The organism is Rhizobium sp. SVR5-2C (assembly GCF_056755115.1).
On sequence record NZ_JBNDHT010000086.1, the window covers coordinates 1 to 20094 of the forward strand.

The 20094-nt window shown below is 60.8% G+C and carries 15 protein-coding genes and 2 pseudogenes; 12 read left to right on the forward strand and 5 right to left on the reverse strand.

Going from position 1 to position 20094, the window contains the following annotated elements:
* Positions 1 to 398 precede the first annotated feature (398 nt).
* Positions 399 to 745: pseudogene (locus tag ACPYOI_RS22395) on the forward strand (SDR family NAD(P)-dependent oxidoreductase); the annotation flags it as partial.
* 366 nt (positions 746 to 1111) lie between these two features.
* Here ACPYOI_RS22395 and urtE read toward each other — a convergent pair.
* The 5 genes from urtE to urtA all read right to left on the reverse strand — a co-directional run bounded on the left by urtE (position 1112) and on the right by urtA (position 6759).
* Positions 1112 to 1807, reverse strand: a complete 696-nt coding sequence (urtE, locus tag ACPYOI_RS22400; RefSeq protein WP_481418259.1) for an urea ABC transporter ATP-binding subunit UrtE — start codon at positions 1805 to 1807, stop codon at positions 1112 to 1114.
* A 1-nt stretch (position 1808) separates the two neighbouring features.
* Positions 1809 to 2564, reverse strand: coding sequence for an urea ABC transporter ATP-binding protein UrtD (urtD, locus tag ACPYOI_RS22405; protein ID WP_481418258.1), 756 nt, complete (start codon positions 2562 to 2564; stop codon positions 1809 to 1811).
* A 6-nt stretch (positions 2565 to 2570) separates the two neighbouring features.
* Positions 2571 to 3734, reverse strand: a complete 1164-nt coding sequence (gene urtC / locus ACPYOI_RS22410; RefSeq protein WP_481418257.1) for an urea ABC transporter permease subunit UrtC — start codon at positions 3732 to 3734, stop codon at positions 2571 to 2573.
* Positions 3731 to 5350, reverse strand: a complete 1620-nt coding sequence (gene urtB, locus ACPYOI_RS22415; protein ID WP_481418256.1) for an urea ABC transporter permease subunit UrtB — start codon at positions 5348 to 5350, stop codon at positions 3731 to 3733. Before urtB ends, urtC begins: the two co-directional genes overlap by 4 nt.
* Positions 5351 to 5466: 116 nt before the next feature.
* Complete coding sequence (gene urtA / locus ACPYOI_RS22420; RefSeq protein ID WP_481418255.1) at positions 5467 to 6759, reverse strand: urea ABC transporter substrate-binding protein; 1293 nt, start codon at positions 6757 to 6759, stop codon at positions 5467 to 5469.
* 218 nt (positions 6760 to 6977) lie between these two features.
* Here urtA and ACPYOI_RS22425 point away from each other — a divergent pair, with 218 nt between their 5' ends.
* From ACPYOI_RS22425 to ACPYOI_RS22475, 11 genes and pseudogenes are all read left to right on the forward strand, one after another.
* Positions 6978 to 10364, forward strand: a complete 3387-nt coding sequence (locus ACPYOI_RS22425) for a hybrid sensor histidine kinase/response regulator (protein ID WP_481418254.1) — start codon at positions 6978 to 6980, stop codon at positions 10362 to 10364.
* Entirely contained in the window at positions 10357 to 11268 is a 912-nt protein-coding gene (locus tag ACPYOI_RS22430) for a response regulator (RefSeq protein ID WP_481418253.1), read from the forward strand. Before ACPYOI_RS22425 ends, ACPYOI_RS22430 begins: the two co-directional genes overlap by 8 nt.
* A gap of 271 nt (positions 11269 to 11539) precedes the next feature.
* A complete protein-coding gene (locus tag ACPYOI_RS22435) occupies positions 11540 to 11674 on the forward strand; it encodes a hypothetical protein (protein ID WP_481418252.1) in 135 nt (44 codons plus the stop codon).
* Positions 11675 to 12273: 599 nt separating this feature from the next.
* Positions 12274 to 12393 (forward strand): annotated as a pseudogene (locus ACPYOI_RS22440) (IS6 family transposase); the annotation flags it as partial.
* A 343-nt stretch (positions 12394 to 12736) separates the two neighbouring features.
* On the forward strand, positions 12737 to 14062 hold the full coding sequence (locus ACPYOI_RS22445; protein WP_481418251.1) for an ABC transporter substrate-binding protein: 1326 nt from the start codon (positions 12737 to 12739) through the stop codon (positions 14060 to 14062).
* Between the two features lie 101 nt (positions 14063 to 14163).
* Positions 14164 to 15132 (forward strand): carbohydrate ABC transporter permease, encoded by a 969-nt coding sequence (locus ACPYOI_RS22450; RefSeq protein ID WP_481418250.1) that lies wholly within the window; start codon positions 14164 to 14166, stop codon positions 15130 to 15132.
* Positions 15129 to 16082: a carbohydrate ABC transporter permease gene (locus ACPYOI_RS22455; RefSeq protein ID WP_481418249.1), complete on the forward strand. Its 954-nt coding sequence runs from the start codon at positions 15129 to 15131 to the stop codon at positions 16080 to 16082. The genes ACPYOI_RS22450 and ACPYOI_RS22455 overlap by 4 nt, the downstream gene beginning before the upstream one ends.
* A complete protein-coding gene (locus ACPYOI_RS22460; protein WP_168832212.1) occupies positions 16079 to 16291 on the forward strand; it encodes a hypothetical protein in 213 nt (70 codons plus the stop codon). Before ACPYOI_RS22455 ends, ACPYOI_RS22460 begins: the two co-directional genes overlap by 4 nt.
* Before the next feature lie 3 nt (positions 16292 to 16294).
* Positions 16295 to 17392, forward strand: coding sequence for an ABC transporter ATP-binding protein (locus ACPYOI_RS22465; protein ID WP_481418248.1), 1098 nt, complete (start codon positions 16295 to 16297; stop codon positions 17390 to 17392).
* Entirely contained in the window at positions 17385 to 18389 is a 1005-nt protein-coding gene (locus tag ACPYOI_RS22470) for an ABC transporter ATP-binding protein (protein WP_481418247.1), read from the forward strand. Before ACPYOI_RS22465 ends, ACPYOI_RS22470 begins: the two co-directional genes overlap by 8 nt.
* Before the next feature lie 49 nt (positions 18390 to 18438).
* Positions 18439 to 20079 carry a dihydroxyacetone kinase subunit DhaK gene (locus tag ACPYOI_RS22475; RefSeq protein WP_481418246.1) on the forward strand — a complete coding sequence of 547 codons (1641 nt, stop codon included), beginning with the start codon at positions 18439 to 18441 and terminating at the stop codon, positions 20077 to 20079.
* Positions 20080 to 20094 lie beyond the last annotated feature (15 nt).

Below are 20094 nucleotides of genomic sequence, written 5' to 3' on the forward strand. Positions count from 1 at the left end.
GCATATTCATTGACATCCACAAGGCCCAGGCACTTTCCCTCATCCATGCCATCCAAGACCACTCCATAGCTTAGGATAGCCACTTCTCCGGTACTTAGATCAGTGACTGACCACGACCCGTCTTCTTCCCGCTTTGGCGCATAGCTTTGCTGCTTCTGCCGCTTCATCGCACATCTCCTTCGCTAACGAGCTGTCCGCCACAGCACTCTGTCCTATCGGTCGACCTGTGTCGGTTCGACTCAGAAGCACTTTCGAGGTCTATGTTGCCTTCGCTGTCTCGACCTCGCGACAGTGCTGCGCGCCTATGGAGCGACTGGTAAGTGGCGATCCCAGGATTGCGAATGCTGCACTGCAGCAAGAATAGCTCTGCCTTTGAAAAAAGCTAGTCCCTTCGTTGCGTTCGCGCTTTCTCGCTCCATTCGGGTAAGATTTTCATGCCGCTTCAAGGCCATTTGAGGCAAGGCGAAATGGTCAGGGAAGGCTGGTCGACGAAAACGGTGCTCCGGCCGATCCAACTTTCAAGACGCCTGACCAGGGCGCTGCGACCCAAGTCTGGAGGCGACCTCGTCGCTCCTCGATGGCTTGGGCGGTGTCTATTGCGAGGATTGCGACATCGCCGTCCGGGCGGAGCCGGCGGGTGAACCGTTCATGGGTGTCAAGGCTTACGGCACCAATTCCAATGAAGCCGAGCGGCTTTGGGCGCTCGGTCGAACTCACGAAGGTCAACGCCTTCGCCCTTACTTGAAGTCCAGCGTGTAACAGAAGGCGACTAAAGGGAACGGAAAAAGAATGCGTCTTCGCTTCGGACGCATTCTCTCGCAACGTTTTGATTTTTTTGCCGTTCGAGCAGCACCACAATCCCGGGAGCAATTTTTAGCCGATATGGTCGAACGCTGTGAGTCCCGGCGATGAGGATCGCTTCGCGGCCCAAGCCAGACCGCATCCAATCCGAAGCCGTTGCCGTCGGCCGAGCCAAGACGGCTTCTTCAGGGCCCAAAAATATGCCGTAGCGATCCGCGCAACAGTCGTCCGGCGAAGATGGTTATGCAGTCTCACCTCTCAGGAGAAGTGCCATGCAGCGGCGATTAGCGATAAATGGATTACCACGGAGCTAGACTGTCAAATGACGACGGGCCTCCAGCGTATCCAGTGTCTCTGCAAGCCCCTCGTGCACGATCTCGCCGCGGTCCATGATGTAGACGTAGTCGGCAAGCTCGCGGCAGAAATCGAGATATTGCTCGACGAGCAGGATCGCCATGCCGGTGGTGTCGCGCAGATAGCGGATCGCTCGGCCGATATCCTTGATGATCGAGGGCTGGATGCCCTCGGTCGGCTCGTCGAGCACCAGGATCTTCGGCCGCGTCACCATCGCCCGGCCGATCGCCAATTGCTGCTGCTGGCCGCCCGAAAGATCGCCGCCGCGACGCGACAACATCGACTTCAGCACCGGGAAGAGGCGGAAAATGTCATCGGGGATGTTGCGGTCGCGGCGGCCAAGCGGAGCAAAGCCGGTTTCTAGGTTTTCTTTCACCGTCAGCAGCGGAAAAATCTCGCGCCCCTGAGGCACGTAGCCGATGCCCTGCTTGGCGCGGGCAAACGGCGGCAGCCCGTTCAGCTTCACATCGTTGAAGCTGACACTGCCAGCCGACAACGGATGCTGGCCGGTAACGGCGCGAAGAAGAGAGCTCTTCCCCACGCCGTTACGCCCCAGCACGCAAGTAATCTTGCCCATGTCCGCCTTGACCGAGATGCCGCGCAATGCCTGAGCCGCGCCATAGTAAAGGTTTGCGTTTTCAACTGTCAGCATCTCAGCGCCCCAGATAGTTTTCGATCACCTTCGGATCGGAGCTCACGAAGTCGATCGATCCCTCTGCGAGCACCGAGCCTTCCGCCAGACACGTCACCTTGACGCCGAGGTCGCGGATGAAGCCCATGTCGTGTTCGACGACGACGACGGAGCGGGTCTTGGCGATCTCCTTGAGCAGGATCGCGGTCTCGGCCGTTTCGGCATCGGTCATGCCGGCCACCGGCTCGTCGATCAGAAGCAGTTTCGGCTCCTGCGCCAAAAGCATGCCGATCTCCAGCCACTGCTTCTGCCCGTGGGAAAGATTGGCAGCCAGTTCGTCACGGCGATGCGTCAGGCGCACGGTTTCGAGGATCTCCTCGATGCGCGCCTTGTCGTCATCCGAGAGACGGTAGAACAGCGTCGAGAAGACGCCGCGTTTGCGGTTGAGGGCCAGTTCGAGATTGTCCCAGACCGTGTGGCTTTCGAAGACGGTCGGCTTCTGGAACTTGCGGCCGATGCCGAGCTGGGCGATGTCGGCTTCATCGAGCTTCGTCAGGTCGGTCTGGCCGTTGAAGAACACCTCGCCCTCGTCGGGCCGTGTCTTGCCGGTGATGATATCCATCATCGTCGTCTTGCCGGCGCCGTTTGGGCCGATGATGGCGCGAAGCTCGCCCGGCTCGATGACGATCGACAGCGAGTTCAGCGCTTTGAAGCCGTCGAAGGAGACGGACACGCCATCGAGATAGAGCACGCTGTTGGGTTTGACGTCAGGGATCATGCGCGCTCACTCCGCGGGCTGGATTTTTGGATCGACGCCTTCTTCTTGAAGCGAAGCAGGCGTTGCTTCCGTCCGTGGCGTCTTGCGGCCGAGATACTGGGCGATGGTGCCGACGATGCCCTTCGGCAGGAACAGCGTGACGAGCACAAAGAGGCCGCCGAGCGCGAATAGCCAGAACTCCGGGAAGAGACCCGTGAAGATCGTCTTGCCGCCATTGACTAGGATAGCGCCGATGATAGGGCCAATCAGCGTCGCGCGGCCGCCGACCGCCGTCCAGATGACGACTTCGATCGAGTTGGCCGGCGCAAATTCACCGGGGTTGATGATACCGACCTGCGGCACGTAGAGCGCACCGGCAATGCCTGCCATCATCGCCGAGACGACGAAGGTGAAGAGCTTGAAACGCTCGACACGGTAGCCGAGAAAGCGCGTACGGCTTTCGGCATCGCGCACGCCGACCAGCACCTTGCCGAACTTCGAGCGGACGATCGCCGAAGCGATCATCAGCGACAGCGCCAGGAAGATCGCGGTTGCCGCAAAGAGTGCCGCGCGCGTGCCGTCGGCCTGGACGTTGAAGCCGATGATTTCCTTGAAGTCGGTCATGCCGTTATTGCCGCCGAAACCCATGTCGTTGCGGAAAAAGGCAAGCAGCAGCGCGTAGGTCATAGCCTGGGTGATGATCGAAAGGTAGACGCCGTTGACGCGGGAGCGGAAGGCGAACCAGCCGAAGACGAAGGCCAAGAGCCCCGGCACCAGCAGAACCATCAGCGCCGCGAACCAGAACTTGTCGAAGCCGTACCAGAACCAGGGCAGTTCCTTCCAGTTCAGGAAGACCATGAAGTCGGGCAGGATAGGATCGCCATAGACGCCGCGGGAGCCGATCTGGCGCATCAGATACATCCCCATCGCATAACCGCCGAGCGCGAAGAAAGCGCCGTGACCGAGCGAGAGGATGCCGCAAAAGCCCCAGACGAGATCGAGGGCCAGCGCCAGCAGCGCATAGGTCAGGTACTTGCCGAACAGCGCCATGATGTAGGTCGGGATGTGCAGCGGGTTCTCGGGGCCGGTCATCAGGTTCAGCACCGGAACGAGGGCGGCAACCGCCAGCAGGATGGCGATGGCAATGGAGATCTTGCGATCGAGAGACCGGAGAAGGAAGGCCGTAATCATGCTTCCACCGCCCTTCCTTTGAGTGCGAAGAGCCCGCGGGGACGCTTCTGGATGAAGAGGATGATGAGGACGAGCACCAGGATCTTGCCGAGCACGGCGCCGGCGAAGGGTTCCAGGAACTTGTTGACGACGCCGAGCGACAGAGCGCCGACCAGCGTGCCCCAGAGATTGCCGACGCCGCCGAAGACCACGACCATGAAGCTGTCGATGATGTAGCTCTGGCCGAGATTAGGCGAGACGTTGTCGATCTGGCTGAGTGCGACACCCGCCATGCCGGCAATGCCGGAGCCGAGCGCGAAGGTGAAGGCATCGACCCAGCCGGTGCGGATACCCATGGACGAGGCCATGCGGCGGTTCTGGGTGACGGCGCGCATCTGCAGGCCGAAGGCGGAGCGCTTGAGCAGCATCAGCAGGGTCACGAAGACGGCCATAGAGAAGACGATGATCCAGAGGCGGTTCCAGGTAATCGACAGGCCGCCGAGCTCGAAGGCGCCGGACATCCAGCTCGGATTGCGCACTTCGCGGTTGGTCGGGCCGAAGATCGTGCGCACCGCCTGCTGCAGGATCAGCGACACGCCCCAGGTCGCCAGCAGCGTTTCCAGCGGCCGGCCGTAGAGATAGCGGATCACGACGCGCTCGATGATAAGGCCGACGAAGCCGGTGAAGACGAAGGCGGCGGGCACGGCGAAGGCCAGCGAGTAGTTGGCCATCTCGGGGAAGTTGGCGGTGATATATTCCTGCACGACATAGGTCGTGTAGGCGCCGATCATCACCATCTCGCCATGCGCCATGTTGATGACGCCCATGACGCCGAAGGTGATGGCAAGGCCGATGGCGGCCAGCAGCAGCACGGAGCCGAGTGACAGCCCGTACCAGACGTTCTGCACCACATCCCAGACCGCCAGGTTGCGCTTGATGCCATCGATATCCGACTGGATGGCGGGCTTCAGATCATCAGGCGCCGTTTCCATCGCCGTCGTCAGGATCGTCAGCGCGTTGCGATCGCCGCGGGCGGCGATCGTGTCGATGGCGGCCTTCTTGTCCTCGGCGCTGACATCGCTTTTCAGCATCATCACCGCGCGGGCGGCTTCCATCGTGTTCTTGACCTCGGCATCCTTCTCGCCCGAAAGCGCGGCGTTCAGAAGCTCGAGATTGGAGGGATCGGCATCCCTGAGCAGGCCCTGGGCGGCTGCAAGCCGCGCGGAACGATCCGGGCTCAGCAGCGTCAGCGTGCTCATGGCGCTGGCGATTGCGCCGCGCAGCGAATTGTTGATCTTCACCTTCGACATGTAGTCGGGATCGATCCCCTCGGCGGCCTCGCCGGTGATCGGATCGGCATAGGTCGGCTCATCCTCGGTGCCGCCCTGGAGCAGCACCGGGCCGCCCTCTTCGGAATTCACATAGAGCTGGCCATCGCTGAGCTGCTGCAGGATCTGGCCGACATGCGGATCTTTCGAGGCGACGAGCGCCTTGATGGCTTCGGCGCGCTGATCGAAATCGCCTTCGCCGAGCGCGTTGACGAGGGCGTGGATGTCTTCCTGAGCCTTCAGCGGCGATGCAAGCATCGGAGCCGCGAGGCAGAGGGTAAGAAGGATAAGCTTGAGGGCGCGATACATCGGCTTTCTCGCCTGGACTATCGTTGGCCTTTTGGGCAGCAACCGTTTGGGACGGAGCTTCCGCCCGGAGATGGGATCCGGACGGAAGTCATCAGGCAGGTATCGGATCGGCTAACTCAAGACCCCTTGCCACCGCACTTGCCGGTCGCAACGTTGAAGTTGCCGCAGTTCATCGGCTTGCGCCAATCGGAGATCAGGTCCTTGGAGTCCGGCAGGTAGTCGGACCATTCGTCACCGACGACGGCAGGCGTCTGCTGCACGATTTCGAACTGGCCGTCGGCCTGGATTTCGCCGATCAGGACAGGCTTGGTGATGTGGTGGTTCGGCATCACGGTCGCCGTGCCGCCGGAGAGGTTCGGAACGGAGACGCCGATGATGGTGTCGAGAACCTTGTCGGTGTCAGTCGTGCCGGCGGCCTGAACGGCCTTAACCCAGGCGTTGAAGCCGATATAGGCAGCTTCCATCGGGTCGTTGGTCACCCGCTTGTCGTTCTTCGTGAAGGCGTGCCATTCCTTGATGAACTTCTTGTTCGCAGGGCTTTCGACCGACTCGAAGTAGTTCCAGGCAGCGAGATGGCCGACGAGCGGCTTGGTGTCGAGACCGGCAAGCTCTTCTTCGCCGACCGAGAAGGCCACGACCGGGATGTCAGTTGCCTTGACGCCCTGGTTGCCGAGTTCCTTGTAGAAGGGAACGTTGGCGTCACCGTTGATCGTCGAGACGACGGCGGTCTTCTTGCCGGCCGAGCCGAATTCCTTGATCTTGGAGACTTCCGTCTGCCAGTCGGAGAAGCCGAACGGCGTGTAGTTGACGATGATGTCTTCCTTCGGAATGCCCTTGGATTCGAGATAGGCTTCCAGGATCTTGTTGGTCGTGCGCGGATAGACGTAGTCGGTGCCTTCGAGCACGAAGCGCTTAACGCCTTCCTTCTCCATCAGGTAGTCGACGGCCGGGATCGCCTGCTGGTTTGGAGCTGCACCCGTGTAGAAGATGTTGCGCGAGGATTCTTCACCCTCGTACTGGACCGGATAGAACAGGATCGAGCTCAGCTCTTCGAAGACCGGCAGGACCGACTTGCGCGACGAGGATGTCCAGCAACCGAAGACGGCCGCGACCTTGTCCTTTTCGATCAGCTCGCGCGCCTTTTCGGCAAACAGCGGCCAATCCGAAGCCGGATCGACAACGACGGCTTCAAGCTTCTTGCCGAGAAGCCCGCCCTTCTTGTTCTGCTCGTCGATGAGCATCAGCATGGCGTCCTTGAGCGTCGTCTCGGAGATGGCCATGGTGCCGGAGAGCGAGTGCAGGACGCCGACCTTGATCGTGTCCTCGGCAGCGACTGCCCCGTGGAATGCGGCCGTGGCCGACATGACGGCACCGAGAACGGCGCCTGAAACGTATGATCGCAGATTCATCTTGTGATCCCCTCTTCTTGTTCGACAACAGGCCGGAAGGCAAAAATTAACTGTTGCTTAAAGAACTATCGGGTGCTGCACTGCGAAAACACATACGTAATATGACGTAGGCAACGGGGCGAAATCTGCACGAGAATGCTGCGCTGCACTCTTAAGCCCCCAGCCCATTCATGTTACGGAAATGTGACGAAGGGGAACGAAGGGACCGGCAGATCAGCATGGCAGCGCGGCAACGCATCATTCCGGTCAGGCGCGAGTATAACCGCTGGGTCGCGAACCAGACGCTCGAAGACTATGCGCTGCGTTTCACCGCAAAGAGCGCCCGGCAATTCTCCTCGCAACGCATCTCGCAGACGGCGATCGGCGCCATCTCCTTCCTGGCGCTGGAGGCGATCGGCGGGGCGATCACCCTTTCCTACGGCACTACCAACGCCTTCTTCGCCATCATCGTCGCTTCCATCGCGATGCTCGCCATCGGCCTGCCGATCAGCCGCTACGCAATCCGCCACGGCGTCGATATCGACCTGCTCACCCGCGGCGCGAGCTTCGGCTATATCGGCTCGACGATCACCTCGCTGATCTATGCGAGCTTCACCTTCATGCTGTTCGCGATCGAGGCGTCGATCATGTCCGGCGCACTGGAGCTGACGCTCGGCATCCCGCTCTGGATCGGCTACATCGTCAGCGCCGTGATGGTGATCCCGCTGGTCACACACGGCGTCAAGCTGATCAGCCGCTTCCAGCTCGTCACCCAACCCTTCTGGATCATTCTCAACGTCCTGCCCTTCATTTTCATCGCCTTTCTCGACTGGGAGAAATTCGATGTCTGGCGTGCCTTCGCCGGCATCCGCCACGCCTCGGGACCACCGGGCACCGTCGCCGATTTCAACCTCGTGGAATTCGGCGCCGCCTCCGCCGTCATCCTGGCGCTGATGTCGCAGATCGGCGAACAGGCCGACTTCCTGCGCTTCCTGCCGCCGGACGGGCAGCGCAAGTGGCGCCACCGCCTTGCCGTCTTCCTCGCCGGGCCCGGCTGGGTGATCATCGGCGCGCCGAAACTGCTGGCCGGTTCCTTCCTTGTGGTCCTGACCTTTACGGCGGGTGTGCCCGTCGACCGCGCCGCCGATCCGGCGCAGATGTATCTGACCGCCTTCGGCTACATGATCCCTTGGCACAATGCCGCCCTGCTGCTGATGGCGGCATTCGTCGTCGTCTCGCAGTTGAAGATCAACGTCATGAACGCCTATGCGGGCTCTCTCGCCTGGTCGAACTTCTTCTCGCGCCTCACCCACAGCCATCCCGGCCGCGTCATCTGGCTGATCTTCAACGTGGCGATCGCCCTGCTTTTGATGGAACTCGGCATCTACAGGCTGCTGGAAGAAACGCTCGGCATCTTCTCGATCATCGCCATGGCCTGGCTCTGCACGATCTCGGCCGATCTCTTCATCAACAAGCCGCTCGGCCTCGCTCCTCCAGGCATCGAGTTCAAGCGCGCCCATCTCTACGACATCAACCCGGTCGGACTCGGCGCCATGACGCTCTCGGCCGGCATCGCGCTGATCGCCCATTTCGGCGCCTTCGGCCCGATCGCCGCCTCGCTCGCCCCCTATATCACGCTCGTCGTCGCGCTGACCGCCTCGCCGCTGATCGCCTGGGGTACGAAGGGCAAGTTCTACCTCGCCCGCAAGCCGCGCCACAGCTGGAAGAACCTGACTGATATCACCTGCTCGGTCTGCGAACATCCCTTCGAGCCTGAGGACATGGCCTGGTGCCCGGCCTATGCCGCGCCGATCTGCTCGCTTTGTTGCTCCCTCGACAGCCGCTGCCACGACATGTGCAAGCCGAAGGCGCGGCTGAACGCCCAGGTCGGCACCGTCGCCAAGGCCGTACTGCCGGAAACAGTGGTGCAGAAGCTTACGACCCGCCTCGGCCGGTACGGCATCGCCGTCGTGCTGGCACTGACGGCCGTCGGCGCCATCCTAGCGATGATCGCCCATCAAGTCTCCGCAGCGTCGCCGGAGACCGCCGAGGTGGTCAGCCGCACGATCCTCGCCGTGTTCTTCGTCTTCGCCGTCATCGCCGGCGTCGTCTGCTGGTTCTATGTGCTCGCCCATGACAGCCGCGTCGTCGCCGAAGAGGAATCCTCGCGCCAGAACACGCTGCTGCTGAAGGAAATCGCCGCGCACAAGAAGACCGACGCGGCCCTGCAGAACGCCAAGGAGACGGCAGAGGCCGCCAACCGCGCCAAGAGCCGCTATGTCGTCGGCCTCAGCCACGAACTGCGCACGCCGCTGAATGCCGTCCTCGGCTACGCCCAGATCCTTGAGCGCGACGAAACGATCCCCGCCCCTCGCCAGTCCTCCATCAAGGTCATCAGACGCAGCGCCGAGCATCTGTCCGGCCTGATCGACGGCCTGCTCGACATCTCGAAGATCGAGGCCGGGCGTCTGCAGGTCTATTCCAACGAGATCAACATCCAGGATTTCCTCGACCAGATCGTCGACATGTTCCGCCCGCTGGCACAGGCCAAGGGGCTAACCTTCCATCACGATCGCTCTCTCGCCCTGCCCCAGTTCGTGCGCACCGACGAAAAGCGCCTGCGCCAGATCCTCGTCAACCTGCTCTCCAACGCGATCAAATTCACCGACGAGGGCAGCGTCACCTTCGATGTCGGCTATCGCAGCCAGGTAGCGACCTTTACCGTCACCGATACCGGCCGCGGCATCGCCGAGAAGGACTTGCGCCGCATCTATGAACCTTTCCAGCGCGGCGAGGCCGACAGCATCCGGCCGACGCCAGGCCTCGGACTCGGCCTGACGATTACGCGGCTCCTGACCAACACCCTTGGCGGCGAAATCTCGGTGAAGAGCGAGAAGGATCAGGGCTCGACTTTCCGCGTTCGCCTCATGCTCTCGGCGGTGATGCGCGAAATGACGGCGCGGCCGCAGGAAAAGAAGATTGTCAGCTACGACGGCCCGCGCCGCACCATCGTCGTCGTCGACGACAACGAGGACCACCGTGAGATGATGCGCGAGGTGCTTGCCCCACTTGATTTCGTCGTCCTGACCGCAGCGAGCGGCGCCGACTGCCTGACCTTGATTGAAGGCATCCAACCAGATCTCTTCCTGGTCGATATCTCCATGCCGGGAATGAATGGGTGGCAACTCGTTTCGCGCTTGCGCGCGAGTGGCCAGACCGCTCCGATCGTGATGCTCTCCGCCAATATCGGCGACGCGGCAGCGACGGCGGAAAGCGACGACAGCCACAACGACGCGATCGGAAAGCCGGTCAACATCAAGCAGCTGCGCGACAAGCTGGCGCTGCATCTCGGCCTGAAATGGGTCTACGCTGACACGACACCAGCACCGGCTCCGCCGCCCAAGCCGCCACTCGTCAGCCCCGGTGCCGCCCATATCGAGGAACTGATGCGGCTTGCCGAGATCGGCTACATTCGAGGCATCGAAGCAAAGCTCGCCGACCTTGCCAGGATCGAAGCAAATCAGCCATTTACAGAGGAACTTCGTTCCTATGCGGTCTCATTCGATCTGAACGGCCTCATGAATTTCCTGCACCGTTTTGATGAAAAGGTAGAGACCCTTGGCTGAGCTCCCGCGCGATATTGTTCTACTGGTGGATGACTCGCCTGAGGCTTTGGGATTCCTGAGCGATGCTCTGGAGCAGTCCGGCTTCTCTGTATTGATCGCGACATCGGGCTCGGCCGCGCTGAATATCGTGGAACGCATTACCCCCGACCTCATTCTGCTGGACGCGGTCATGCCATCCATGGATGGCTTCGAGACCTGCAGGAAACTCAAATCCAACCCGGCAATCAGTCAGATACCGGTTATCTTCATGACCGGTCTGACGGAAACCGAACATGTCGTTCGCGCTCTCGAATCCGGAGGCGTCGATTACCTGACGAAGCCGATCAACATCGATGAGCTGCGAGCCCGAATCGGTGTCCACCTGCGCAACGCACGTTCGACACAAAGCGCGCGTGTTGCGCTGGACGCTGCCGGCAGACATTTGCTTGCAGTGAAGGGCGATGGCGACATTCACTGGTCGACGCCACAGGCAACACGTCTCATCAATGCTGCAATGGGTCGCAACGATGGCATGGACGCGGTGACGGCGCACATTGCCGCTTGGAAGAAGGATCGCATAGCAACCAGCCGCGACGACGCCTTCTCCGTCAGCCATGCCGGCCAGCCCGTGCTCCAGCTAGCCTTCCTCGGCGCCATCGGCCCCGACGAATATCTCTTTCGCCTCACAGCGAACAACGCGCGCGCCGATGACGAGGTGCTACGCCGGCATTTTTCGCTGACACAGAGAGAATCCGAAGTCCTGTTGTGGATTGCGAAGGGCAAGTCAAACCGGGACATCGGCGAGATTCTCGGGCTGTCGGCGCGCACCGTAAACAAGCATCTCGAACAAATCTACGTGAAGCTCGGCGTCGAAAACCGCGCCTCAGCCGCCGTCAAAGCCGCTCATGTCCTGCACGAGATGTGACTAATGCCCTAGCGTGCTCAACGATAGTTAACGGCAGGTTCGACAGTACTTGTTCTTGAACTCAAATGCTTCCCATCTCCCTCCGAGCCCATAGAGCGCCACAACTACCGAAGAAATTGGACAAGCCTCCGCTCAGGCCAGCAGAAAAGCCGTGCTGGCAGCCGCTATTGCCGAACGGTAGTGGCAAGATACAAAGGCATGGTTGGAAGAAGTCGCACAGAGCAAAAAGGATCCGCTAGGAAGCCTTCGGACATATCATGATACGTTCTGGATGTCGTCGGACAATGGCAACCGCCTCTGCCTGGGAAGCTTCCTGGGCGGGGAATATGACGATCTTCCGGAGGCGGTTAGAAAAGAGGTTCAGACCTTCGCCGACGTCAATGTGGCGTGGCTCAAGGAGCGCTGATCGATACCGGGGACATTGCAAAAGAAGATTGCGAACAGCGGGCGCGTGCGATCTTTGTAGCAGTCGCAGGAGCGCAGCTCCTTGCGCGACGCCGATCAGATATTTCGCTCTTCGACTCGATGATAAAGAGCTATCGCGTTTCGGGCTTAATTCCGGGCTAAAGCAGTACGCGGCTTGAGTAGCACATGACACTATGTCGGTCAGGTGCTGGCGCATAGTTGCCATGCTCATCAAGGCTGCTGGTTCTAAACACCGAATCCAGGATTTGCTGTCCAGGTGCGAGCGAGACACCGCTTACCAAGAAACCGCCGCGGCTTGCAACTGCCGGGTGGCGCGGCGGATAGCTCGTAACAAAAAAGCCTGCCGCGGGAGGAGGTGCGGCAGGCTTTAAAAATGACCGAACAGGGACTGGGAGGAGGCGTGCCGCCGTTCCAACAGACGTTCCAGGGAGGAGGAAGGAACGTCCGAAGATCGAAGCCGTACGGGAGGAGGTGCACAGCTTCCACGCTCTATCCTCTACAATATGTTTTAGCACACAAAATAGACAATGCTGCAGTGCACCTATGCGCGTTGCGCATGGTCGGCATTTCGAGTAATCGGTGATCTTGCTTTGCGTGCGCTGGTATCTGAGCTACGGCCTGAGCCTGCGCGATCTGAAGGAAATGATGGCCGGACGCGGCATCCGCGTCGATCGCTCGACCGTCCACCGCTGGGTCGTCGACATGCTCGGCTTTAAGTCGCTCAAATCCGCAGCGGCGACCCTGTCCGACATCGAGATGATCCACATGCTGCGCAAGCGTCAGTTGCAGGACGCCCCACACTTCCAGCCTGTCAATCGCCGAACAATTTGAAACTCTGGTTGCCGTTTCTTGAGCACCGCTAAATCCCACCCCGGCCCCTGTGCGTCGCAGCAAACGAAACTTGCTTGCATTGTTTACAAATTCGTCTATTACTAAACATATTGCTAAACATGAGAATTGAGGAGTTCATGTAGGCATTTCTCTAAAATGGGTGAACTTGCGCGGTCGGCGGGGAGTCGGCCTTTGGTTCTGGGAGGAACTTATGCAAAAGAAATCGAAAGCCCTTCTCGGGTTGGCCTCGACGTTCATCATCTCGTCGGCTCTGCCCAATCTCGCTAAAGCCGACCAATTGACGCTCTGCTGGGCCGCCTGGGACCCGGCGAATGCGCTGGTCGAACTCTCGAAGGATTTCACCGCCAAGACCGGCACCGAGATGAAGTTCGAGTTCGTGCCCTGGACGAGCTACGCCGATCGCTTCCTCAACGAACTGAACTCCCACGGAAAACTCTGCGACCTGATCATCGGCGACAGCCAGTGGATCGGCGGATCGGCGGAAAACGGCCACTACGTAAAGCTCAACGACTTCTTCGACAAGGAAGGCATCAAGATGGATGACTTCGTGCCGGCGACGGTCGTGGGCTATTCGGAATGGCCGAAGAACACGCCGAACTACTGGGCACTGCCCGCGATGGGCGACGTCGTCGGCTGGACCTATCGCAAGGACTGGTTCGAGCGGCCGGAGTTGCAGAAAGAATTCAAGGAAAAGTATGGCCGGGATCTTGTAGCGCCGAAGACCTATGACGAGTTGAAGCGGATCGCCGAGTTCTTCCAGAAACGCGAGATCGACGGCAAGACCGTCTACGGCGCGTCGATCTATACGGAGCGCGGCTCCGAAGGCATCACGATGGGCGTAACCAACGTCCTCTATGACTGGGGCTTCCAGTACGACAACCCCGACAAGCCCTACGAGATGGAAGGCTTCGTCAACTCGCCTGATGCAGTCAAGGGACTGGAGTTCTACAAGGCGCTCTATGACTGCTGCACACCGCCTGGCAGCTCGAACGTTTACATGGTTGAATCCGCGGACGCCTTCAAGTCAGGCCAGGTCGCCATGCAGATGAACTTCGCCTTCACATGGCCGGGTCTTTACAAGGATGAGAAGGTCGGCGGCGATAAGATCGGCTTCTTCCCCAACCCGGCCCAAAAGAAGCATTTCGCTCAGCTTGGCGGACAGGGAATTTCGGTCGTCTCCTATTCCGACAAGAAGGACGCCGCTCTGCAGTACATCAAGTGGTTCGCCCAGCCTGAAGTGCAGGCCAAATGGTGGCAACTCGGCGGCTACTCGTGCCTGAAGTCGGTCGTCAATGCCCCCGACTTCGCTTCCAGCCAGCCCTACGCCCAAGCATTCTTGGACTCGATGGCGATCGTCAAGGACTTCTGGGCCGAGCCGAGCTACGCAACCCTGCTCCAGGACATGCAGAAGCGCGTTCATAACTATGTCGTGGCCGGAAACGGCACGGCCCAGGAGGCGCTTGACGGTCTGGTGAAGGACTGGGCCGAAGTCTTCAAGGACGACGGCAAGATCTAGTGTCCGGCTGGACGCACAATATTCTTGCCAGAATGGCGGCCCGGATTGCCAAGACTGCCGGGCCGCCACGTGTCGCACATATGCAAAGACCGGGTGACACCTTGAACATTTCCTCTTCCTCTATGGTCGAGCAGGCAGTGGATGCGACTGCAAGAGCAACGCCGGTATCGGTCGCTCGCCGGGTCCGCGGTCTGTCCGACCGGGCGATCGCCTGGGTGTTTATCGCCCCCACCATCATCTTGCTTCTCGCCATCAACATCTTCCCGCTTATCTGGGCGATCTATCTGTCGTTCACGAACTATCGCGCCAATCGCCCAAATGCGCCGGTTCAGAACGTCGGATTGAATAATTACGAGCGCGTGCTTACCGACCCCGACATCTGGGAGGCCATGCAGACGACAGCCCACTTCGTGTTCTGGACGATCCTGCTGCAGACGGTCATCGGCTTTGGGCTTGCCTATCTTATCGACCGCAAGTTTCGGGGCCACGCGTTCTGGACGACGGTCATCCTCATCCCGATGATGCTGTCGCCAGCGGTCGTCGGCAACTTTTGGCGCTTCCTCTACGAGCCGCAGATCGGACTCTTTGCCTATGCCGTTTCTCTGGTCACCGGCATTCCGACCGCTGACATCCAAATGCTCGGCAGCGTCACGCTTGCGCCTTGGGCGATCATCATTGTCGATACGTGGATGTGGACACCCTACGTCATGCTGATCTGCCTGGCGGGCCTACGGTCCATTCCCGACTATATCTACGAGGCAGCAGAGGTCGACCGCGCCTCCGGATGGCGGCAGTTCTGGTCGATTACCGTGCCGATGGCCCTGCCCTTCATCATGCTCGCCGTGCTGTTTCGCGGCATCGAGAACTTCAAGATGTTCGACATGGTCACGCTTTTGACCGGCGGCGGTCCGGGCTCGACCACCGAGGTCGCCTCCATCACCTTGAAACGTGCGGCCTTCGAGAGCTGGGCAACCGGACGAGCCTCGGCCTTCGCCATTGTCCTCTTCGTGGCCGTGTTCGGCCTCGCCAACATCTACGTCAAGGCACTCAACAGGGTGAAGCAACGATGAGTTCCGCCACCTCAGCCCATTCGGTCGTCGAACCGAGCCCAATCAGCAAGCGCATCGCCGGCGCCATCGTCATCCTCTACGCCCTGATCACGCTAATCCCGCTCGTCTGGATCTTCCTGACCAGCATCAAGTCACCGCCCGACTCGATCAGCTATCCCCCCAAGATCGTCTTTACGCCGACGCTGGAAGGCTACTGCAACCTTCTGACGACGAGAACGCGCCAGACGCCGGAATACATCGCCTCCCTTCCCGCGCCGACCGGCACCTGCGACGAGGTGACCCGCAAGCGCAACATGGTGATCGCCGGCCCGTCGAACTTCCTGCCGCGTTTTGCCAACTCGCTGGTGATCGCCTTCGGCTCGACGTTTCTAGCCGTCGCGTTGGGAACGCTGGCCGCCTACGGTTTCTCCCGTTTCAGGGTACCGCTTGCCGATGACCTGCTGTTCTTCATCCTGTCGACGCGCATGATGCCCCCGATCGCGGTCGCCATCCCGATCTATCTGATGTACCGCGAGCTCGGGCTTTCCGATACGGCGCTGGGCATGATCCTGCTCTACACCGCGGTCAACGTCTCCCTCGCCGTCTGGTTGCTCAAGGGCTTCATCGACGAGATTCCCCGCGAATACGAGGAAGCCGCGATGATCGACGGCTACACGCGGCTGCAGGCCTTCTGGAAAGTCGTCCTGCCGCAGGCGACCACCGGCATTGCCGCCACGGCGATCTTCTGCCTGATCTTCGCCTGGAACGAGTATGCCTTTGCCGCATTGCTGACATCCGGCGAAGCCCAGACGGCGCCGCCCTTCATTCCTACCATCATTGGCGAAGGCGGTCAGGACTGGCCAGCAGTCGCGGCGGGAACGACGATCTTCCTCATCCCAATCCTTGTCTTCACCATTCTCCTGCGCAAGCAGCTCTTGCGTGGCATTACCTTCGGAGCGGTCCGCAAATGACGCACTTGATCGAAACACCGCGCCCATCTCGTCCGAAGCGCCCGTTCTTCCTGCGGCGTGGCCCCATGGAGAATATCGCGACCACGTTGATCGCCCTCGGCTTCCTGATGCTTTTCCAGCCGTTCCTGCTGGTTCTCTACACCTATTCGCTGGTGACGCTGCTGGCCGGCACGGCTATGTTCATCATCGTGTCGAAATTCCCGGAGTGAGCCATGGCCGACATCAGGATCAAAAATCTCCGCAAGCAGTTCGGCAACTTCGTCGCGGTGCAGGATTCGAGCTTCGTCATCCATGACGGCGAATTCCTTGCACTGCTCGGCCCGTCTGGCTGCGGCAAGACGACGACATTGCGCATGATTGCCGGACTTGAACTGCCGACCAGCGGCAAGATCTATCTCGACGGCGAGGACGTTACTTTCAACCGCGCCAGCGCCCGCGACATTGCCTTCGTTTTCCAGCTCTTTGCGCTCTATCCGCACATGAACGTGCGCAAGAACATCGGCTTCCCGCTGCTCTCGCAAGACATGCCGAAGGCCGAGATCCGCCAGCGGGTCGACGAAACCGCGCGCCTGCTGCAGATCGACCATATCCTTGACCGATCCGTCTCCGGACTTGCCGGCGGCGACCGCCAGCGCGTGGCGCTCGGACGGGCGATCGTGCGCCGTCCTAAGTGCTTCCTGATGGACGAGCCGCTCGGGACGCTCGACGCGGAATTCCGCGAGGTCATGGTCCATGAACTGCGCGAACTGCACAACCGCATCCATGCGACGACGGTCTACGTGACGCATGACCAGCATGAGGCAATGGCGATGGCCGACAAGATCGCAGTGATGAACCATGGCGTCATCGAGCAGTTCGCCACCCCTCAGGAAATCTACAGCAAGCCCGCCACGATGTATGTCGCCGATTTCATCGGCTCGCCGCCGATGAATTTCATGCGTTTCACCTCGGGCCTTCGGGCAGGCGCACGATCTGTCTCGCTGCATGGCGTCGATGTCAGCATTCCTGAAGTGCACCAGGATATGGCCGAAGCCGAGTTGGTGCTTGGTGTCAGGCCGGAGCATATCCGCTTCAGCGACACCTCTCCATTGCGTGGCGCCGTCTACGGCAGCGAATATCTCGGGACCAATCAGGTGGTGGCGGTCGAGACCTCGAGCGGCGTCATCAAGGCGCGCGTACCGGCAAACCGCAATTTCCATATCGGCGAAACGGTTGGACTTGAGTTCAACCCGGCCAAGCTTGCGCTGTTCGATTACAAGTCGGGCCGAGCCATTGCCTCGGCACTCTATTCGGAGGAACGTCATGACTGACGTCGCTCTCAAGGGTCTCAACAAGCGTTTCGGCGATACCAAGGCCCTCGCTGATCTGGACCTCTCGATCCGTGACGGCGAGTTCGTGGTCCTGCTTGGGCCGACGGGCGCCGGCAAGACGACGACGCTGCGCCTCATTGCTGGCCTGGAGCGCCCCGACAGCGGCCGGATCGAAATCGGCGGTCGCAACGTCGCCGGCGAAGCTCCCGCTGAAAGGGATGTCGCCTTCGTCTTCCAGCAATATTCGCTCTACCCACACATGACGGTTTACGACAACCTCGCCTTTCCGCTGCGAGCGCCGGTGCGCAAACTCGGAGCCGAGGAGATCGACCGTCGCGTCCGGGACATTGCTCGCATGGTCAGGATCGACCACAAGCTGGAGAACCGTTCGACGCGCCTGTCGGGCGGCGAAATGCAGCGCGTCGCGATCGGCCGGGCCCTGGTGCGCCAGCCGGCCATCTACCTGATGGACGAACCACTTTCCTCGCTCGATGCGAAGCTGCGCGCGGAACTGCGCCTAGAACTGAAGCGCATCCAGAAGGAGCTCGGCTCAACGCTGCTCTACGTGACCCATGACCAGATCGAGGCAATGACGATGGCGGACCGCATCGGCATCGTGGCGGGAGGCCGGCTGCTGCAGGTTGGAACGCCGCGCGAAATCTACGGCAATCCCGCCAGCCTTCATGTCGCTGCCCGTCTCGGCCAGCCGCACATCAATCTGCTGCCCGCCGATCTTCTTGCCGGCGCCAATCCACCACCCGGAACCAGAACGGTCGGCGCGCGGACCGAACATCTCGAAATCGTCGTCGACAAGCATGCCAATGCTGAGATCGACTGGATCGAGCACCTGGGGGACCAGAACCACCTGCATATCCGGGTGCGCGACCACAAGCTCGTCACGCTTGCCGATCCCTATCTCGCAATCCGGCCGGGTGATCGAATCAGCCTCACGCTGCGCGATCCGCTCTACTTCGACGCCAGCGGCCAGCGCCTGTGATACGGAACAGAAAATAAAGCACTTGCATGAACAGACAGGTCTCCTTTCCATGAAACATTTCTTCAATCGCCGGGAAACGATCGTAACCGAGGCCCTGGATGGCTTGCTTCTGACGAGCAGCCCGGGTCGCCTCGCCCGTCTCGACAGCTTCCCTGAGATCAAGGTAATCCTCCGCGCCGAATGGGATAAATCGAAGGTCGCACTCATCTCGGGCGGTGGAGCAGGCCATGAGCCCTCGCATGCTGGCTTCGTCGGCAAGGGGATGCTGACGGCCGCGGTATCCGGCGAGATCTTCGCTTCGCCCAGCGTCGATGCCGTGCTGACCGCAATCCGGGCCGTCACCGGCCCCAAGGGCGCACTGCTCATTGTCAAGAACTACACCGGCGATCGTCTGAATTTCGGTCTTGCCGCCGAAAAGGCACGCGCCGAAGGCTTCGATGTCGAGATGGTGATCGTCGCCGACGACATCGCGATCCCCGAGATAAACCAGCCCCGCGGCGTTGCCGGTACGCTGTTTGTGCATAAGATCGCCGGCTACCACGCCGAATCCGGAGCCGACCTGACGACAGTCGCGGCACAGGCGGCGGCCGCAGCGCGCGACATCGTTTCACTCGGCATGTCGCTTTCGACCTGCAGTGTACCCGGCCAAGTGCATGAGGATCGGATGGCCGCGGACGAGGGAGAACTCGGCCTCGGCATCCACGGGGAGCCCGGCGTCGAGCGCGTCGCGCTGCAGCCGGTTGCGGACCTTGTGGCCACCATGAGCGAGCGACTGGCTGCAAGGGTTGACGGCGCAGGCGACTATGGGCTGCTGATCAACAACCTCGGCGCGGTGCCACCGCTTGAAATGAGCGTGATTGCCAACGCGGTGCTGTCCTCTCCTCTTGCCCGCCGCGTCCGGCTGATCGTCGGGCCGGCACCGATGATGACCGCGCTCAACATGAACGGCTTTTCGCTTTCGCTGATCCGTCTGGATGCCACCCGCGATGCCGCACTGAAGGCTGCTGTCGAACCGCATGCATGGACACCCGTCGTCGAACGGCACGAGATCACCATCATTCCCGCTCCCAAAAAAGCAGTGCTGCAGAGCGGGACGATGTCGGCAAGCAACGATACGCAAAGCCGCCGTCTCCTGACGGTGCTCTGCGAACATCTGATGTCCCTGGAAGGCGAATTGAACCGCCTGGACAGCCGCGTCGGGGACGGTGACACCGGATCCACCGTCGCTACCGGCGCACGCAGCATCCTGTCGCGCATCGACACCCTTCCATTGAAGGAGCCGACCGCCACAATGGCCGCCATAGGCGAGATTCTCAGCACCAGCATGGGTGGCTCAAGCGGCGTATTGCTCTCGATCTTCTTTACCGCCGCATCGAAAGCCATGGCGGAAAAAGCGGATCTTACGGCTGCCCTGCTTGCCGGGCTTGATCGGATGACGTTCTATGGTGGGGCCGCCGTCGGCGACCGCACGATGATCGACGCGCTGGCGCCAGCGCTCGCGGCCCTGAGGTCGGGTGGTGTAGCGGCTGCGGCAAACGCTGCGGCGGCCGGCGCCGAGTCGACAAGAGCGATGCGCAAGGCGAAGGCCGGACGAGCTTCTTATGTCGGCGAGAAGGATCTGGAGGGAGTGCCGGATCCGGGAGCCGTCGCGGTGGCAGGTGTATTCGAAGTCGCGGCAAGGCTGGCGTGAGCTGGTACCGCGGTT

Bases quoted from the DNA above. Each gene is read 5' to 3' on its own strand.
- urtE (WP_481418259.1), bottom strand. From the start codon at position 1,807: ATGCTGACAGTTGAAAACGCAAACCTTTACTATGGCGCGGCTCAGGCA.
- urtD (WP_481418258.1), bottom strand. From the start codon at position 2,564: ATGATCCCTGACGTCAAACCCAACAGCGTGCTCTATCTCGATGGCGTG.
- urtC (WP_481418257.1), bottom strand. From the start codon at position 3,734: ATGATTACGGCCTTCCTTCTCCGGTCTCTCGATCGCAAGATCTCCATT.
- urtB (WP_481418256.1), bottom strand. From the start codon at position 5,350: ATGTATCGCGCCCTCAAGCTTATCCTTCTTACCCTCTGCCTCGCGGCT.
- urtA (WP_481418255.1), bottom strand. From the start codon at position 6,759: ATGAATCTGCGATCATACGTTTCAGGCGCCGTTCTCGGTGCCGTCATG.
- ACPYOI_RS22425 (WP_481418254.1), top strand. From the start codon at position 6,978: ATGGCAGCGCGGCAACGCATCATTCCGGTCAGGCGCGAGTATAACCGC.
- ACPYOI_RS22435 (WP_481418252.1), top strand. From the start codon at position 11,540: ATGTCGTCGGACAATGGCAACCGCCTCTGCCTGGGAAGCTTCCTGGGC.
- ACPYOI_RS22445 (WP_481418251.1), top strand. From the start codon at position 12,737: ATGCAAAAGAAATCGAAAGCCCTTCTCGGGTTGGCCTCGACGTTCATC.
- ACPYOI_RS22455 (WP_481418249.1), top strand. From the start codon at position 15,129: ATGAGTTCCGCCACCTCAGCCCATTCGGTCGTCGAACCGAGCCCAATC.
- ACPYOI_RS22460 (WP_168832212.1), top strand. From the start codon at position 16,079: ATGACGCACTTGATCGAAACACCGCGCCCATCTCGTCCGAAGCGCCCG.
- ACPYOI_RS22465 (WP_481418248.1), top strand. From the start codon at position 16,295: ATGGCCGACATCAGGATCAAAAATCTCCGCAAGCAGTTCGGCAACTTC.
- ACPYOI_RS22470 (WP_481418247.1), top strand. From the start codon at position 17,385: ATGACTGACGTCGCTCTCAAGGGTCTCAACAAGCGTTTCGGCGATACC.
- ACPYOI_RS22475 (WP_481418246.1), top strand. From the start codon at position 18,439: ATGAAACATTTCTTCAATCGCCGGGAAACGATCGTAACCGAGGCCCTG.